This is a genomic window from Roseimaritima multifibrata (assembly GCF_007741495.1).
Taxonomy (GTDB): domain Bacteria; phylum Planctomycetota; class Planctomycetia; order Pirellulales; family Pirellulaceae; genus Roseimaritima; species Roseimaritima multifibrata.
Map to the genome: position 1 here is coordinate 5,793,337 of NZ_CP036262.1, position 18,178 is coordinate 5,811,514.

The 18,178-nt window shown below is 54.0% G+C and carries 12 protein-coding genes; 7 read left to right on the forward strand and 5 right to left on the reverse strand.

Annotated features, from left to right (window positions below):
* Nucleotides 1-163: 163 nt before the first annotated feature.
* On the reverse strand, nt 164-1,312 hold the full coding sequence (locus tag FF011L_RS21085) for a XylR family transcriptional regulator (RefSeq protein ID WP_145353963.1): 1,149 nt from the start codon (nt 1,310-1,312) through the stop codon (nt 164-166).
* A gap of 166 nt (nt 1,313-1,478) precedes the next feature.
* Here FF011L_RS21085 and FF011L_RS21090 point away from each other — a divergent pair, with 166 nt between their 5' ends.
* The 3 genes from FF011L_RS21090 (at nt 1,479) to FF011L_RS21100 (ending at nt 8,287) form a co-directional block, all read left to right on the forward strand.
* Nucleotides 1,479-2,597 carry a Gfo/Idh/MocA family protein gene (locus tag FF011L_RS21090; RefSeq protein ID WP_145353964.1) on the forward strand — a complete coding sequence of 373 codons (1,119 nt, stop codon included), beginning with the start codon at nt 1,479-1,481 and terminating at the stop codon, nt 2,595-2,597.
* Nucleotides 2,598-2,678: 81 nt separating this feature from the next.
* Complete coding sequence (locus FF011L_RS21095) at nt 2,679-7,097, forward strand: PVC-type heme-binding CxxCH protein (protein ID WP_145353965.1); 4,419 nt, start codon at nt 2,679-2,681, stop codon at nt 7,095-7,097.
* A 38-nt stretch (nt 7,098-7,135) separates the two neighbouring features.
* Entirely contained in the window at nt 7,136-8,287 is a 1,152-nt protein-coding gene (locus FF011L_RS21100; protein WP_145353966.1) for a sialidase family protein, read from the forward strand.
* A gap of 638 nt (nt 8,288-8,925) precedes the next feature.
* On the opposite strand, the gene FF011L_RS21105 is transcribed toward FF011L_RS21100, so the two are convergent.
* From FF011L_RS21105 to FF011L_RS21120, 4 genes are all read right to left on the reverse strand, one after another.
* Nucleotides 8,926-9,807 carry a PP2C family protein-serine/threonine phosphatase gene (locus tag FF011L_RS21105; RefSeq protein ID WP_145353967.1) on the reverse strand — a complete coding sequence of 294 codons (882 nt, stop codon included), beginning with the start codon at nt 9,805-9,807 and terminating at the stop codon, nt 8,926-8,928.
* An 8-nt stretch (nt 9,808-9,815) separates the two neighbouring features.
* On the reverse strand, nt 9,816-9,983 hold the full coding sequence (locus FF011L_RS21110) for a DUF1328 domain-containing protein (RefSeq protein ID WP_145353968.1): 168 nt from the start codon (nt 9,981-9,983) through the stop codon (nt 9,816-9,818).
* A gap of 289 nt (nt 9,984-10,272) precedes the next feature.
* Nucleotides 10,273-12,558: a serine/threonine protein kinase gene (locus FF011L_RS21115; RefSeq protein ID WP_145353969.1), complete on the reverse strand. Its 2,286-nt coding sequence runs from the start codon at nt 12,556-12,558 to the stop codon at nt 10,273-10,275.
* The gene (locus tag FF011L_RS21120) at nt 12,555-13,154 is read right to left on the reverse strand and encodes a sigma-70 family RNA polymerase sigma factor (protein ID WP_145355723.1); all 600 of its coding nucleotides are present in this window, start codon (nt 13,152-13,154) and stop codon (nt 12,555-12,557) included. The genes FF011L_RS21115 and FF011L_RS21120 overlap by 4 nt, the downstream gene beginning before the upstream one ends.
* Nucleotides 13,155-14,073: 919 nt before the next feature.
* Between FF011L_RS21120 and nhaA the strand changes: the two genes are divergently transcribed.
* The 4 genes from nhaA (at nt 14,074) to FF011L_RS21140 (ending at nt 17,921) form a co-directional block, all read left to right on the forward strand.
* A complete protein-coding gene (nhaA, locus tag FF011L_RS21125) occupies nt 14,074-15,402 on the forward strand; it encodes a Na+/H+ antiporter NhaA (protein ID WP_145353970.1) in 1,329 nt (442 codons plus the stop codon).
* 283 nt (nt 15,403-15,685) lie between these two features.
* The gene (locus FF011L_RS21130) at nt 15,686-16,063 is read left to right on the forward strand and encodes an HPF/RaiA family ribosome-associated protein (protein ID WP_145353971.1); all 378 of its coding nucleotides are present in this window, start codon (nt 15,686-15,688) and stop codon (nt 16,061-16,063) included.
* Between the two features lie 200 nt (nt 16,064-16,263).
* The gene (locus FF011L_RS21135; protein WP_145353972.1) at nt 16,264-16,983 is read left to right on the forward strand and encodes a phosphatase PAP2 family protein; all 720 of its coding nucleotides are present in this window, start codon (nt 16,264-16,266) and stop codon (nt 16,981-16,983) included.
* Nucleotides 16,984-17,180: 197 nt separating this feature from the next.
* A complete protein-coding gene (locus tag FF011L_RS21140) occupies nt 17,181-17,921 on the forward strand; it encodes a class I SAM-dependent methyltransferase (protein WP_145353973.1) in 741 nt (246 codons plus the stop codon).
* Nucleotides 17,922-18,178: the final 257 nt, after the last annotated feature.

The window sequence follows — 18,178 nt, forward strand, 5'->3', positions numbered from 1 at the left end:
ACAACGATCACTCCCCCAAGTCCTGCCGGCGAACACCAAGATTCGAAATCACGTCAAGAGAGACGACTTGCGATTGGCTTGTGTCGGCCTGAGACGAAGTGGGATTAGGATTAAGATTAGGATTAAGATTAAGACTTGGATGGGAATTCGGGTGGGGTATTAGCTAGTGTTTTCTTCGGTATTCGCCTGGGGGGACTGCCATTGCTTTCTTGAAGGTTACGCTCATGTACTCCTCGTGCTGGAAACCGGTTCGCTGAGCGATTTGACTCAATGGCAAATCGGTTTCGACCAACAACTGCCGGATCCGCTCGACTCGACGATTGGTAATTTCTTGATGCGGCGTATGCCCCACCAGCTCTTGAAACCGTTTTTCAAAAACACTTCGTGACAGCGGAACCTGCTTCAGAATGCTCGCTACGTTGATCCCTTCACAGGCGTTGTCTCGGATGAACCGCATGGCCATTGCGATTTCGGCGTCGTCGATTGCCAGCACATCGGTCGACTGACGTGTGGCGATGCCAATCGGTTCGATCCGATGCGCCAAAGGTTCAATGGCTTCTCCATTCATCATCCGGTCCAATAGCTCCGCCGCCTCCCTCCCGGTCCGATGCGCTGCGGGGATCACACTGGAGAGCGGAGGCGTACAGAGGTCACACAACAATTCATCATTGTCGACTCCCAAGATTGCGATCTGCTGGGGAACATCGATCTCATGCTCACGACAGATATCCAATATCTGCTGAGCCTTAATGTCGTAGCAGGCGAAGATCGCGATCGGGTGAGGCAGACTAAGCACCCATTTCGTCAACCGCTGCCGCTCTCGACTGTAGGAATAGCCCGCGGATTCACGGTGCTTTGCATGGAACAGATGACACGTCTGCTGCTGCTGGTGAACCATCTGCACGAAGGCGTCCTCACGCCAATTCGACCAATTGAAACCAGGCTCCCCACAAAACGCGAAATGCGCGAAACCGCGTTCGCGAAAATGTTGATACGCCAATTTCGCAATCGCAGCATCGTCGGTTTCGACCCACGGGATGTTCGGAACTTCCCTCGCCGCACTGACATCAACCACCGGAATCTTCAGCTTCTGCAATGCCTGTGCAATCGCTTTGGTTTCGATCCGGACAATCAAACCATCTCCCTTCCAGCCCGCGATCCACGAAGGAGGCGTCGCGCCTCGCTGCTGCTCGGGAAGATAGACCGACCATGAATCGGTGGTCCGGATGTACGAAACGATCCCACTTAACAGATTCCTCGCGTAGGCGTTCGAAGTTTCAATTAACAGGGCGACCGACTTTTGTTTTTTCATTGGTTACTCAACATAAACGCCCCGAACCCCTTCCGCGAAATATCACATTAAGTCTACGCAATTTCACATACCATACCAAATCGCTCCCTTTATACTTGGCTGTATGCAAAATCGAGGTCCCTTGAGGCTCCGGACCTGGAAATCACCACAGCAAGGAAAGAGATCGATGAGCGAAACGAAAACAGTAAAAATGGCAATGGTTGGACTCGGTTTTGGATCCGAGTTCATCGCCATCTACCAGGCGCATCCTGGAGCCGAAGTTGTGGCGATCTGTCGCCGCAATGAAACCGAACTAAACCGAACGGGTGTCCAGTTCGGAATCGACAAACGCTATTCGGATTACGAACAGGTTCTTGCGGATCCAGACATCGACTGCGTTCACATCAACAGCCCGATTGCTGATCATGCGTGGATGTCGTTAAAAGCATTGGACGCCGGGAAGCACGTGATCTGCACCGTTCCGATGGCAACGACCATTGAGGAATGCCAACAGATCGTCGCCAAGGTTAAAGAGACCGGGCTGAAATACATGATGGCAGAAACCGTCGTCTACAGCCGCGAGTTTCTGTTCATCAAAGAGATGTACGAGAAAGGGGAACTGGGAAAAATCCAGCACCTTGCCGCGTCGCATCCACAGGACATGGATGGCTGGCCCAGTTACTGGAAATCGATGATCCCGATGCACTACGCGACCCACGTCGTCAGTCCCTGCCTGGGGCTGACAGACGCTTTGGCGGAATCGGTTAGTTGCTTTGGATCGGGAACCGTCCGCGAAGAGATCGCCCAGAAGTCAGGAAGCAAGTTCGCTGTTGAAAGCTGTCATATCAAATTGAAAGATAGCGACATCACCGCCCATATCTGGCGTTTCCTATACGACGTGGCTCGACAGTATCGCGAAAGTTTCGATGTCTACGGAACCAAGAAGAGCTTCGAATGGACGCTGATCGAAAACGAACCTCACGTTCTTCACACGGCCAAAAAAGCTGAACACGAAATCCCTGAAAAGATCGAAATCCCTGACTTTGCCCACTTGCTTCCCGAGCCGATTCAGCGATTTACGATGCCAGCGGAGATCCATGATTCGGAACACCTCTCCTTCGTCCAAGGCGGAGGACACGGCGGATCGCATCCCCACATGGTCCACGAATTCGTCTCGGCGATTCAGGAGGACCGAGATCCATGGCCGAATGCGAAAACGGCGGCGAACTGGACCTGCACTGGCTTGTGTGCTCACGAATCGGCGATGAAAGGTGGCGAAATCGTTCGCCTTCCCGATTTCTCGTAGAGGGCATTTCCGGGCGTCCGATTCCTCATCCAGGTCGCCCTCCTGCTTTTTTAAGTCATCTTTTCTTTAGCAAGCATCGTTATGTTTCGCAAATTGATTCTGTCAATCATTGCCATCGCTGTCCCCAACCTTCTGACAGCGGCGGAACCGCCGCTGCGGTTGCTCTTCCTGGGCGATCAAAACCATCACCAACCGGCGATGCGTTTTAAGGACCTGCAGCCCCCGATGGCGAAACGTAACATTGCCTTGACCTATACAGAGGACGTCGACAGCCTGAACCTTGCGACCCTCAATCAGTACGATGGCCTAATCCTCTACGCCAACATCGACACGATCGAACCGGCACAAGAACAGGCACTCCTGCAGTACGTCGCGTCGGGCAAAGGCTTTATTCCGCTGCACTGTGCGACCTACTGTTTTCGAAATTCGCCTGAAATCGTTGCCCTGATGGGGGCTCAGTTTCAGCGGCACGGGACGGGTGAAATGACCACTCAGTCGGCCAAGATCAAGCATCCCGTAATGGATGGTTACCAAACCTTTACCAGCTGGGACGAAACCTACGTCCACCATAAACACAATGACCACAATCGCGTGGTTCTTGAATACCGAGCTGGCGATGTCCAAGCAAACGGGAACATCCGCGAACCATGGACCTGGATCCGGACGCACGGGGAAGGGCGAATCTTCTACACCGCTTGGGGCCACGACCATCGCACCTGGAATCAGCCCGAATTCTTAGACCTAATCGAACGAGGGATTCGCTGGGCTTGCGGCGAAGGAGCAACCGGAATTGTCGGCGGTCCCGTCGCGGCCGTGTTGCCGCCACAAAAAGCACCTGCCAAAGACCTGAAACTTTTTGACTACATCGATGTCGGCCCCGAGATCCCGAACTATGCAGAGGGACGAGGCAAAACGTTAAACCGGATGCAACAACCGTCGCCCGCCGAAGAATCGATGAAACATATCGTAACCCCCGAAGGGTTTCATGTTGAACGATTCGCCGATGAATCGATGCTGGACGAAAAAATGTTCGCCGGCAAACCGATCGCGATGACGTGGGATCCCCAAGGTCGACTTTGGGTTTGTGAAACGGTCGATTATCCAAACGAACTGAAGGATGGCGGTAAGGGTCGCGACCGCATCCGTGTGCTGGAAGATACCAATGACGACGGCCAAGCGGACACGTCCACTATTTTTGCCCAGAACCTCAGCATCCCCACGGCGATCGCGTTTCATCGTGGCGGATTGGTTGTCCAAAATGGAACGGAGACCCTTTACCTAAAAGATACCGACAACGACGGAAAAGCGGATCTCCGCAAGGTTCTTATCTCCAACTGGACGCTGACCGACACGCATGGCGGCGTCAGTAATTTTCGCAATGGATTGGACAATTGGATCTGGGGAATGCAGGGCTATAACAACTCCGCTCCAATCATCAACGGCGAAAAGCACGCCTCCTTCCGAATGGGTTTCTTTCGTTTCAAACTTTCACAAAACGACGATCCCAGCGTCGAAAAACTGGAATTCGTTCGCTCGACGACCAACAACACCTGGGGCCTGGGAATTTCGGAAGAAGGACTGATTTTCGGATCGACAGCGAACCGCGCTCCCAGCTTCTTCATGCCGATCGCCAACCGTTATTACGAACGAGTACAAGGCTGGGCACCGGAGGGTCTTCAGATGATCAGTCCCGATCACTTGTTCCATCCGATCACCGACAAAATTCGCCAAGTCGACCACCACGGCGGTTACACAGCGGCCGCGGGACACGCGTTGTATACCGCTCGCAATTATCCGGAAGCTTGGTGGAACAGGACCGCTTTTGTGTGTGGTCCCACGGGGAAACTCGTTGGCACATTTGTGATTCAGCCCGATGGCGCGGGTATGAAATCGTCCAGCCCCATTAACCTATTCGCCAGCGATGACGAATGGACCGCTCCGATCATGGCGGAGGTTGGTCCCGACGGAAACGTGTGGGTTTTGGATTGGTACAACTACATCGTGCAACACAACCCAACGCCGCAAGGCTTTAAAACGGGTAAAGGGCACGCATACGAAACCAAGCTACGGGATAAAAAGTATGGACGCATCTACCGCGTTGTTCCCGATTCCCCCAACGCGTCGGCTCCGGTTTCGCTAAGTCCCCGCTCAAGCGCCGAAGAACTGTTAGCGGCACTGGCGAACCCAACCATGGAAGTCCGACTGTCGGCTCAGCGGTTACTGGTCGAACGACAAGATCATTCTCCCACAATCGTTGCTTCGCTTTTAGCACTAGTGGAAGACCAAAGCGTGGACTCGATCGGTCTGAATGTTGGAGCCATCCATGCTCTGCAGACGCTGCACGGGTTGGGGCTTTTGGAATCCGCCAAAGGGCAAATTTTTCAGCAGGTCACACTCGCACTAAACCACCCTTCGCCAGGCGTGCGTCTGAACGCCGTCCGCGTCTTACCCAACGCCCCTGAAACGGTAGCGGCACTCGAACGGGCTGAATTGATTCAAGACCCCAACGCCCAAGTCGTGCTGGCAACGCTGTTGAAAGTTTCCGATGCGCCCAGTGCTAACGCCAGTCCCATCCTCCGCCAAGCCATCGCGTCTGATCGAATCATTTCGGATCGCTGGCTGATCGACGCGGCAACCAGCGCGTGTGCCATGAATGCGTTTCATTTCTTAAATACAACCTTTACGGAATCGCAATCGTTACCACCTGCAGCCCTTCCAATCCTAACGCGAACCGCAGAGCATTTTGCTCGCAGCCATCCCTCGGCCGATGCGATGTCGGAGCTCCTACAATCACTAGCAGACGGTGACACGAAACAAGATTCCGGCAGCGACCGGAACTTGGACGCCGTCGTCAATGGATTAACCGCGGGCTGGAGCAACGATCACGTGATCGTTTTGGGCGATTCGGTGAACGATTCTCTGCGGCGGATTTTCAATCGCGCATCGGGAACCGGAAAAGCCTCTCTGGCTCGCCTGGCCGCCAAATGGTCAAACCGCTCTCTAGAATCAGAGATCCAAACGATCCTAGGCGATTTCTTGCAACTGGTTGAGCAAGAAGATCTACCGGTCAAAGAGCGGCTAGAAGCGGCAAGTCAACTGATTCAATTAGCTCCTGCCCGCACCGAGTCGATCGAAGATTTGGTCAGCCTGATCGGCCCCCATTCACCGAAAGACCTTTCCATCGGCCTGATCGAACAGGTCAGCCAGTCCAAGGTCACGGATGTTGGCGATCCCCTGCTGGAGATCATCGAAACGGGCACTCCCGATATCCGGGATGCAGTGATCCGTGTGATGCTGTCTCGTCCCCAGCTAACGACGGCTGTCTTAAGGGGCATGGAAAAAGGAGAGATCCAGATCAGTGACCTATCGATCGAGCAACGCGGCAGCTTGGCTTCGCATCCGTCCCCCGAGATCCGGACGACTATTGCCGACCTGATGAAACAGGGTGGGGTAGTGGTCAACAACGATCGCGCCAAATTGGTCAACGCAAAATTGTCACTCGCCGAAGCCGTCGGCGATCCCGAACGAGGGAAAGCGATCTTTATCAAGAACTGTGCGACGTGCCATGTCTTTAAGGGAAACGGAACAACTGTCGGCCCCAACCTAAACGGCATGTCGGTCCATCCCAAAACCGAATTGCTGACGCACATCCTCGATCCCAATCGGAGTGTCGAAGCCAACTACCGTCTATACACCGCATTGACGGTCGATGGCGAGGTGATCAGTGGGCTGCTAAGCGCCGAATCCTTAACCTCGATCGAGATGGTCGATGTGCAAGGTAAAAAGCACACCATTTTGCGAGAGGACATTGAACAACTGCAAGCTTCGACGAAATCAGCGATGCCCGAAGGCTTTGAACAATCCATTGACGATGCCAGTTTTATCGACTTACTGGAATACCTTACGCAGCGTGAAAAATTCGTCCCGCTAGGTCTGGAACGAGTTGCAAACATTATCACGACCGAAGGATTGTTTACCAATCGCGGAAACCGATCCGAACGTCTAGTGATGCCGCAGTGGGGCATACAGATGGTCGACGACGTCCCCTTTTCGCTGATCGATCCTGCCGGGACCACGGTCAAAAATGGTGTCATGCTAAACGGCCCCAACGGATCGTTTGCGCCTCAGATGCCGAACAGCGTCAGTGTCCGCTGCCGGACTCCTGCCAGCAAGATCCATCTGCTGGGTGGCGTCGCGGGTTGGGCTTCAAAAAGACCGCAAAACGGGGGCGTCAGCATGATCGTGCGATTACAATACTCCGATGGTCAGACGGAAGACCATCCTTTAATCGATGGTCAACATATCGCTGACTATATCGGTATATTTAATGTTCCTAAATCAAAACTCGCTTTCAAAATGCGTGATGGTGGTCAACTGCGTTACCTAGCAATCACCCCCAAACGCGATGCGATGATTGAGACCATTCAGCTGGTCAAGCCGAAACATCATTCCGCTCCAATCATTATGGCGATCACCGTCGAACTTCCTGCGAAGCATTAGTTTGACGGGCGTCTTAACCCCACCAACCGAGCCCCATCATGCGCACTGCAACGCTTTCCGTATTCATCGCACTCCAGTTAACGCTAGGCTTGGCCATGGCGCAACCGGCGGACTATCCGACAACCATCGATCTAAATGATCAAACGGATCGCCAAGTGATCGTCGATCGTGAACCGGGACAGTATCTGGGGCATCCGACCACCTGCCTACTGGAAGACGGAAAAACCATTTTGTGTGTTTACCCCAAAGGACATGGTCGCGGGGGCATCGTTTACAAGCGTAGCCTTGATGGCGGGAAAACGTGGAGCGATCGTCTGCCGACGCCGAAAAACTGGGAAACTTCTCAAGAGGTACCGACGCTTCACCGTGTGATCGGACCTGATGGCACCAAACGAATCATCATGTGGTCTGGACTGAATCCAGCCCGACTAGCCGTCACCGAAGACGATGGAAAAGAGTGGAGCGAATTAAAACCGGTGGGCGACTGGGGTGGGATTGTCGTCATGGGATTTGTGGAACCGCTTCAGACCGGGGCAGGGCACTACATGGCAATGTTCCACGATGACGGACGGTACTTTGAAAAAGGTGGCAAGAGGGAAGCAACGTTTAAACTGTTTAAAACGTTCTCCAAAGATGGTGGCCTAACGTGGTCCGCCCCCGAGGTCGTATTTCAGTCAGCCGAAGTCAATTTGTGCGAACCCGGCTGCATCCGATCGCCGGACGGCAAACGTCTAGCGGTTCTGCTTCGAGAGAACACTCGAACTCAAAATTCGCACATCATCTTCTCCGATGATGAAGGGCAAACCTGGACGGAACCGCGTCCCGTTCCTCTCGCCCTTACCGGCGATCGCCACACAGGGAAGTATGGCCCCGACGGCCGACTGTTCATTAGTTTCCGCTGCATTTCCCCAGGATCGGCCAAAGAGAGCCGCCCCTTTGAAGGAGACTGGGTCGGCTGGGTCGGAACCTGGGACGATCTAGAAAAGGGCGGAGATGGCCAATATGTCGTCCGTTTAAAAGACAACACCAAGGGTTACGATACCGCCTATCCAGGAGTTGAAGTTCTTCCCGATGGCACTTTTGTGACCACCACTTACGGGCACTGGCAGATAGGCGAGCAACCCTACATCCTTAGCGTACGGTTTCAATTAGACGAACTGGACCAGCTTGCGAAGAAAGTGGAAAACTGAGCAAGGGGTCGCATGGGAAGCGTTAAGGCCGGTGCTGACAAGGACCGGCCTTTTCTGAGCCGGTTGCGGCTGTGCGGCAATGCAACAGAAAATCCCACCCGCTGCGTTAGTTTTGATGCTGCGTTTTTTAGGGTTGACTACTTTGCTTCCGCCGCGTTTGTCCCGGTCCGGGGCAACAAATGGCAGCTACCCCATGCCTCTTTGCGATTCATCCTTCTCCGCCAGCCTTTTGATCGCCCAATTAGGTAGCTGCCAGTTGCGAGTCCTCCGGGGCAAGCCCGGAAACGGAACTCTCGATACTTGGAGCTAAAAAGGTGTTGGAATAGCCGAATGATTTCCGGCATCCGCAAGAGTACGGAAATCAGGACGATTGACCACAGCCATCACCTCAAAGACGCAACTTCAAAATGCGTAGGCAAGGGAAGGCGGAGAGTGATTGTCGCCTTTCGCTCCGCGATAGTGGCTTTAAGCGAGCGTTCTGCCGCGGAGCGAAAGGCGACAATCAACTCAGTGCCGGGCAGAAGCGATTCGATCCGACCCGAAAACCTTCCAGACATCGTTGCAAATTGAACGGTCGAATCGAAGACCAGTCACCCACAAGGGTTCTGCGGATACGGACGTTGGGCGTGAAACATTCGTTAACTGATCGTCGTATCACATGGGTTCGCGTCCGAAAAGCTATTGCAGTTCCGAGGATGATTGAACCGGCAGACGACGACTGAAATATTGTCCTTGCCACCCGCGTCGTTAGCTTCTTGTACCAATGTTTCAACGGTGCTTCGACTGCAGGTTTGCTCCAACACGACTCGACGAATGGTTTCGTCGGATAACATGCCTGTCAGCCCATCGCTACATAGAAGCAGCGTGTCGTCTTCCTTCAGGTCACAGCGAATCACTTCGGGTTGCACAACGTCCTCACCACCGCCAACACAGTTCCAGAGAACGTGCCCCCAGTTACCCTTCGCTGCCTCTTCCTCGGTCAGCGTCCCCGTCGACACCAATTGCTGAGCGATGGTGTGATCGGTCGTTAGCTGCTGAAAATTTTGACGACGCATCATGTAGCATCGACTGTCACCGGCATGAACGATGTAAAGCTTTGGCCAGAGGACATAAGCCATCGTGACCGTTGTTCCCATACGGCGTTGCCCCGCAGGGCTTTCGGACCAGATTTGTTCTTGAATGGAGCGCAGGCAATTCGCCAATTCGTCCACAAAATCGTCCTCATCGCGAGGGGTCAATTTCAGGAACCAATGCATCATATCGAGGACGTATTTAGCCGACGCCTGCACCGCCTTCCGACTGGCGACTTCCCCCGAATCGTGGCCGCCCATGCCATCTGCAACCACAAGCAGATGACCTTCTTGACAGCCAAAGATCTCACCTTGGTCATCTTCGGCAATGTCGCTCTGACGAACGACTAATTGCCGGCGAAGATCCGCGATCAGAAAATGGTCCTGATTTTCTGATCGCTTTTTCCCAATGTCGGATGCTCCAGCGATATCAAACTCGTCGACTCTCATCAAAACACCTAAGCAATTGGGCTGCGGCGTCCGAAGATCAGGCTGAGCACAAACAGCACCAGGAAGACAACGAACAGAACCTGAGCAATCCAGGCGGCACTGCCAGCGATCCCTGCAAACCCGAACAATCCGGCAATTAAAGCGATAACAAAAAAGACTGCGGCCCAGTAAAGCATGACATTCTCCAGTAAGCAAGTGATAACGATCGGCCGACGTGGCCCGCCGAAGAGCAGGGCAGTTGATAGATATCACTGACCGGCCAGCCGACGTTGTTTCTGGAAGACTTGATTACGCAAGTATCATGCCAAAGATCTGTTCTTTATTTCGCCTTCCCACGCCAGGCCGAGGAAAGCGTCTCCCGAACGAACGATGGGGGCCCCAACATTAATCGTTTCTCCCGCCCATCGATGGATTCCAAGCATTGCACCGGTTCGCACGGATTTACCCCACGCCCCGCCAGTTTTCCTAGAACGGCGGGCCTACCAGTTCGGCCCACTTTTTACGTTGATCGGGTGTCAATATTTCCAGAATGTGACGGACTGTATTTTGGATTCCTTGGGACCTCCAAAAATCAGGAGGTTGTCGATCTCGAAAATCGTTTGGCGGCCGGCCACCTGGATCATTCGGTCCATCTTCTAACCGCTCGCGTCCGCCGCCGGGAGGCCCTCCAAACGGCCCGCCTCGACCAGGACCTCCTCTTCCGCCCGGCGGACCATCACCAGGGCCTCCGCCTGGACCACCCATCGGCATCGGGTCTCCGATGCGTGGGCCGCCCCCCGGACGCGTTTCTTCGATGATCCGATTGATATCATCCGACTGTTCACGTGTCAGTCCCAGCAGCGTTTTGATTTCCGAAGTTTTAAACGTGAACGGCAACCGCATTTGTCTGGAAATCTGCAACAGCCTAGTTCGCTGCCCGCTGGTCAACCGCTGCCGCAAGTTCTCTTCAAATTCCTGCAACACTCGGTTATTGGCTTCGCGGTCGGTCGTCAACCCAACCGCAAGATCACTGGCGGCCGCTTCCCGCTCTTCCTGAAAGGCTTCGACAGCCAGCTCAATTTCGCTCGCTTCGCCGGGGCTCAAATTCAGATCCTTTTGAACCCGTGGATCGGCCAATCGAAAATACGGAGCGATATTATCAAGGACCTGTAATTCATCCACCAAACTTTGCACGCGACTGGAAGTCTCCTCCAGTTCGCTTTTTAAAGCCGGATCATCGGCTCGATCTTCTAGAAAGTCTTGATAAAACGAGAGTGACGTTTCGAGGAAACTTCGCCGCAAGTCATTTAACTGGGGCCGGTAGGCCAGTTCACTTTCACTCAAGCTGCTAAACGTATCGACAGCCGACCGAGCCTGATCAAAACTACGCTGTGCCAGTAGCCGCTGTTCCGTTGCCCGGACCAACGCATCGGCGGTGGCTCGTTGTTCACGCCAGATCATCAGGGTGGTCGCCAGCAATCCCAACGTTGCCAACAGCAAGAACCCACTCGCGACGGTTACCAAACCGCTATTTCTTCTTCGCCACTTACTGAATCGCTCGATCACCGTGGGCGGTTTTGCAGCGATCGGTTTATCATCCAGCCACGCTTGCAGATCGTCAGCAAACTCGCCCGCACTGGCATACCTTTCGGCAGGGATTTTTGCGATTGCCTTGCGAAGAATGGTATCCAGTTCCAGCGGCAAGGAAGGGTCGACCGTCTTTGGAGAAGGAGGTTCATGCAACGCCACATTGTTCAGCATCTCACGATAGCCCGCCCCTGAAATCGCTGGCTGCAAAGTCAACATTTCGTACAGCGTGACGCCCAAGGAGTAGATATCGGTTCGATGATCCAGCTCGTCGCGACGGCCTGCCGCCTGCTCGGGACTCATGTACCGCAGCGTCCCCATCGGGTCGCCGGTCCGCGTCAAATGCGATTGATCCGTCTGAACCTGGGCCAAGCCAAAATCAGCGACCCAGATTTTGTCGGTTGAATCGAGCAATAAGTTAGCCGGCTTAATGTCGCGATGAATGACGCCATACTGGTGAGCATGCTGGAGGGCGGTCGCCGCCTGGTGGGCCATGTGCACCACTTTCCGGTAGTACCGTTTCCGCTCGGACTGGCTGCTACTCAAAACCGTCGAATGACGTACAAAGGTCTCCTGCCCACGAGGCTTGGACTCCATCCCGGAACGCGTTTGGTCGCTGCGATCGGGCGTCAATCGATTTGCCGCCCGCATGTGCTCGATCAATTCAGCCAGCGTGCTCCCATCGATCAACTGCATCGCGTAGTAGTGGACTCCGCGATCACTTCCAACGGCGTAGACCGGGACGATATTGGTGTGGTGCAATGCAGCCGCCGCATGCGCTTCGTTGCGAAAACGCTGCAACCGGACTTCGTCCAATCCACTAGCAAATGGCAACACCTTCAAAGCGACGTGCCGTCCCAACGACAGCTGCACCGCTTCGTAAACAACCCCCATTCCTCCGCGGCCCAATTCGCCGACGATCTGAAAATCACCGATTGGTTTTGCGGTGAATTCCGCGTCAGGGGCCGTGATCGAACTAGAGGCTCCAGGCGGATCGGGTTTAGGGTCGGCGGCCTTATGAACAAAAGCCAGTCCCTCCAGCGCCGGACGCAGCTCTTCTGCAATCGCGGCATGCTGCAACAGAAAATCCTCCAGCGGCGGCGCCTTCCCGCCATCCAACATCACCATGTAATTTTTGACTGCGGCCACAACCCCAGCATCATCCGTTTCGTCGCTAGTGCTCATCCTTCCCCCATGATTGCTTTGAGTTTCGTGAGCCCACGTACCCATAGTTTTTCGACACTGTCGACACTCCGCTGCATTTCGGTCGCGACTTCGGCGAACGGCAGCCCTTCAACATGCCGCAGGACGATCACTTGGCGATAGTCAGCAGGCAACGATTCCAGCGCCTCGGCCAACTGCAGAAAGGCTTCGTTGCGAGCGAAATGCTGACTAGGAGAAGTTCGGTCGCCCGCCAACTGCGACTGAAGAAACCCGGTGGCACTTGCCATGCTTTGCTGCAGACGCTGCTCCAGCCTTGGATCCCGCTTCTGAGTCCCCAAGTATTTACGAGCGTGCATCGCCAGAGTGTTCGAAAGAATGCCCCTTAGCCACCCAGCAAATTCTTCGGCGGTGGTTCCTTGAAAGTCTGCAATATTGCCATGAGCGGCCAAACAGACTTCCTGCGCGACGTCCGACGGATCGGCTTTGGCTTGCAGATGGTTATGGATTCCGGTTCTCGCCAGAAAGACCAAGTACCTTCGGTAATTCGCCAGCAAATCTCCAAGAGCCGCATTGTCGCCCTTCCGAGCTGCAGCGATCAGTTGTTCCGTAGGACTGATCGATTCCTTTGCGACGGGAACTTTCCCGGCAGCAGCAGGATCACCGGCAGAGCGATTGGGTTCTTCCAAGACGCAGACCTTCGATTGAATGGGAACGGTTTCTCTAGATATTCTAACAAACCAATTCAGATCGCATTAGGCAAGCAAATCCAAGGGAGGGGGAAAGGGGACGGAACAAGCGACGGTCGATGGAGCACCCGAATCGCTGACCAGACATTGCCAGCCAACCCGGCGTAGCACGTAGGCGAGTCTCTCCGAGACTCGTGCTTGCCAAGTTCTCCGCCTCGGGGGTTGTGCGATAAATAAGTAGTGAGTGTGGCAGGGAGAAAAGGCCCCATGCCAGCTTGCCTGGCATGAAGCCAAGATTTGAAATTAGTTCGCATGGCTCTAGGAAAACGCATCCCGTTCGGATTGCCGCTGAAAGCGGCAATCCGAACGGGATGCGAAAACCGTGGGGGCAACCACCTCTAATTTCAAATCTTGCGTTCCTGTCGGGTAAACCGACGAGGGGACGTGGCGCTTGGATGTCTGGGCAGGTGCCAGCTGCTGTCAAACCGTCAACTTATATATCGCACGTCCCGAGAGGCGGAGCTACGAATAGGCGAATATTCTGTCAACGCTAAGACGCGTCCCTTGCGTTGCTCCGTCGAAAAACGCTCCGTGAGTTGGTTGGATACTGGCGGACAACCGTCAACGCTGCTTGACGCACCATATACAACTGCGAAGCAACGGTCACAGGGCCTGTTTTATGGCAGAATTCGACTGGATACGGCGGTTGCGTTTGCGTACAAAGTGCCCTCATAATGAACGGTCATGCAGTAACCACCTCGCCCCCAGCGATCCATTGGATAATAGCATCGAATCTGAAACTTCGCCCGAGCCGAGAAACACTTTCCCTGGTTCCGCAATCCCTCTACCGATGCAACCTGTTGATCGGATCCTGCGGCCGCTAGCCCGCTTCCTTCACATTGAAGCCAGCAGTGGGCTATTCCTAGTCGCCTGCACTGCGATCGCGTTATACGCCGCGAATTCGAATTATGCAGCAGGGTACCTTGCGTTTTGGAACACCGATGTCACGTTGGGATTTGGCAAGTATGTCTTTCATCACTCGCTTCGGCACGTGATCAATGACGGAATGATGGCGATCTTCTTTTTCGTGATCGGGCTGGAAGTCAAACGTGAACTTGCCCATGGCTCATTATCGTCATGGAAGCAAGCCACACTACCGATCGCGGCGGCATGCGGAGGAATGCTGATCCCAGCGGGGCTTTACCTCTCCATGCAGTATGGGCAACCGGGCATGCGTGGTTGGGGAATCCCGATGGCAACCGATATCGCATTTGTGATCGGATGCTTGGCGTTGCTTGGTTCACGTGTCCCTCTTAGTTTGCGGATCCTACTGCTGTCATTGGCGATCGTCGATGATATTGGAGCCATTCTGGTTATCGCGGTCGGCTATACCGAATCGCTCGACTACCGCTATCTCGGTCTGGCGGCAATCTGTATCGCGATGGTTCAAGGACTCTCTCGCATCGGGGTACGCAATTTCCCTCCCTATATCGTCATCGGGGCCATCGCCTGGCTGATGCTCCATGAATCAGGAGTCCATGCAACGCTGATTGGCGTGATCCTTGGACTGCAGACACCAGCCCGCGCGGTCCTGGTACCGGAGCGGTTCCGTGACTACTTAAACAACAAGAAAGAGGAATTTGGAAACGGGCGTTGGGCGAAGCGACGGCACCGAGCTGAAGCGGTTCATGAGGTTCAGCGTTTAACGCGAGAACTGGTGTCACCGCTGGAGTATCTGGAAATGACCCTTCATCCCTGGACCGCCTACATCATCATGCCGCTATTTGCGTTGGCAAACGCCGGGGTCACGATCGAACTGGGGAACCTAAATGATTCGGTTGCGATCGCCGTGGTCCTCGGTTTGGTTGTAGGCAAACCCCTGGGGATCCTGTTATTCAGCTGGGTCGTGGTCAAGCTTGGCTGGGCAAAACTTCCAGCGGGGATTGGTTGGCCGGTACTCTTCAGCGGAAGCTGTTTAGCGGGGATCGGTTTTACCATGGCATTGTTTATCGACGGCCTTGCATTTGGGGATGCCGGACCGGATACCGCGAAGACCGGCGTGCTGGTTGGATCCGCGATCAGTGCCGTGTTGGGAATGCTGCTTCTGTGGTGGACTCTCCCGGTTATCCCGAAACAGGCAAGTCCAACAGAAGATTCTGTTTCGAACGAAAATACGTGATTCCGCAAACGGTTTTGACGCTTGGGGCCGCAAAAAAAATCACTCGGAAGCGTGATTAATCAAAAATAACGCGGGTTGGCTGCGGCAAAAGCAATTATAATGGCAGGGTTCTGGTGTTCGATTTCATCCCCCTAACAACAGGAGTTCTTTACGCTCGGTAACGCAAACGCAGTGAAGTGATTGTCGTTTCGAAAGTCTTTGTTGACTTTAGGTTTCGACGGAACTCACGAACAGTTTCATCGAGGCCATTTTTTTCCGTGTTGCTACTCATGGAGAGTTTTCAATGAGAGTTTTGGTTTCCTCATCGATCGATCGATTCAGTGCTTCCACTCGGGAGTCCGTCCAAGATCTACTGACAGGCACGTTAGCGCGATTTACGCCGCGGATAGCCGAAGTTTCAGTTCTTGTCAGCGATGAAAATGGCCCACGCGGAGGTGTTGATAAGCTTTGTCGCGTCAACGTCCAGATCCCCGGCCTTGGAATGGTAACCACGACGGGACGGCACGAAAAAATGATGGCCGCCGTTCACGAAGCGGTCCGCCGAGCCAAGAAAGTGGTCGTGTCAAAACTGAAACGAGCACAGTCCTTGCGTGAACGGCAACGCTCCAAGCATGAGTGGTTGGACACCAGCGGAATGGACCCCGAGCCACTAACCTCGTAGGTTCATTCAGCGGCGGAAAATAACCAATCCCCGCAAACCTATCTTTCGCCCGACGACTCCGTTCGTCGGGCATCTTTTAGTCTCCGACATCGAAGGAGACTGGCTGCCCTGAAGACTAATTGTCACGTAGACTAATTGTCACGTAGACGAATTGTCCCGTAGATTGGCTGCCCCGTTCAGATCCTCACGCATCGCTACCGTTGAAACGCATCTTTCAAATCTATCGCTGGATCGTTGCGCACGAACGAATCACCCTTTTCTTGTTGCTTGTGATCGCACTCGGAGCCGCCGGTTTCGCTTCCCTCGCAGACGAAGTCCTTGAAGGGGATAGCCACGACTGGGATCAGCGGATCCTGCTAGGAATGCGTTCCCCGGGGAATCCCTCCGACCCTCTTGGCCCCAGCTGGTTCGAGGAATCGGCGCGTGACATCACGGCACTTGGCAGCGTTGCGGTTCTAACCATTTTTACCGCAACCATGGCTGCGTACCTGTACGTCAAGAAGCAACCCTGGATCGCATTGTTTGTGGTCGCCGCCATCCTGAGCGGGACGGCCGTAAGCGGTGCGATGAAATCCGGTTTCAACCGTCCTCGCCCCGAACTGGTCCCTCATCAGACTCGGATTTACACCAAAAGTTTCCCCAGCGGCCACTCGGCCCTTTCGTCCCTTGTCTACTTAACGCTGGGGGCGGTCTTGGCACGCTCCGAACGTGATCGCAAGACCAGGTTCATTCTGATCGGTGTCCCCGTTCTCCTTAGTTTGCTGATTGGGGTTAGCCGCGTTTACCTGGGCGTCCACTGGCCCACCGATGTGCTCGCTGGCTGGCTTTTTGGCGTCACATGGGCTGCCGGAGCTTGGCTGATTTTCAGACTGATCCAGCGACGTTATCGACTGCCTGTCGAACAGCCTCCCCAACCGTGATCGTCGCCTCCACAGCAGTAATGTCGACGACCGTTTCTTTCCAGTAGCGGTCTCACCTAGACAAGAGCGGACGCTGGTCGTGACTTCATTTACAAGGGCTTTCGAATCCCTCGTTGCTGCCCACCGGGATCAAAGTGGTTAGAATGTGATTCATGCAGAATCATTTCACTTAACGTTTTCTACAATAAGAATGGACCATGAAGAATCTAGTTCTCTTGACGTTTGTTGCCGCCCTTACGCTTTCGGCTCCATACGCTTCTTCACAGGAAACGACGGCCACCGTCGATTTGGTAGAACCAACCTTACCCGAAGGCATCAACGACGGGTTCAAGGACCCGGAGCTGAAAGTTGACGAATGGCTCCAGCGGTTCGAAGTCGAAAGCCGCGAAGTCTACGGTGCACGCGAGGCGGTACTGAAAGCATGTCAAATCACTCCTGGCGAGCGGATTGCGGACATCGGTGCAGGAACAGGGTTTTATAGTCGCCTTTTCACAAAAAGGACCGGGCTGGATGGCTGGGTGTTTAGCGTCGACATTTCGACTCAATTCCTTCAGCACATCGCAGCGCGAGCGAGTGCGGATAACATTCCGAACCTGACCCCGGTTCTTGGCACCGACACTTCGATTCGTCTTCCAACCGATTCGGTCGATCTGGTTTTCATCTGCGATACCTATCATCACTTTGAACAACCGCTCCACACACTTGCTTCGATCTATCGAGCCCTAAAACCGGGTGGGCGTTTAGTTCTAATCGATTTCGCGAGGATCCCTGGCAAGTCACGTGAATGGACGATGGGTCATGTGCGAGCCGGCCAAGAGGTTTTTCAAGCGGAAGTCGAACAGGCAGGTTTTGTCTTTGACGATGAAGTCGACATCGATGGCTTTGACGAAAACTATCTGCTTCGTTTTCATAAACCGAAAAACGAATCGAACAAGTAATGAGCTAGACGGAACGTATCGGAAACCGTCACGCACTGAATTCACGGCGCTACATGTGCTGTGAAAACAACGCGAGTCATTTACGAAATCTTCATACCGAATCATGCCTCCGACCGCCGGCAAACCAGACATTTCATTGCCGGCGGCAGTCCTGAGGAAACGTTGCTTGTCGATTTCGACTTCCCTACAATTTTGGGCAGATCGAAAACAAAACTTCGCAGACAACGTACAAACCGTCTTTCGCTGCTGCAACAGAA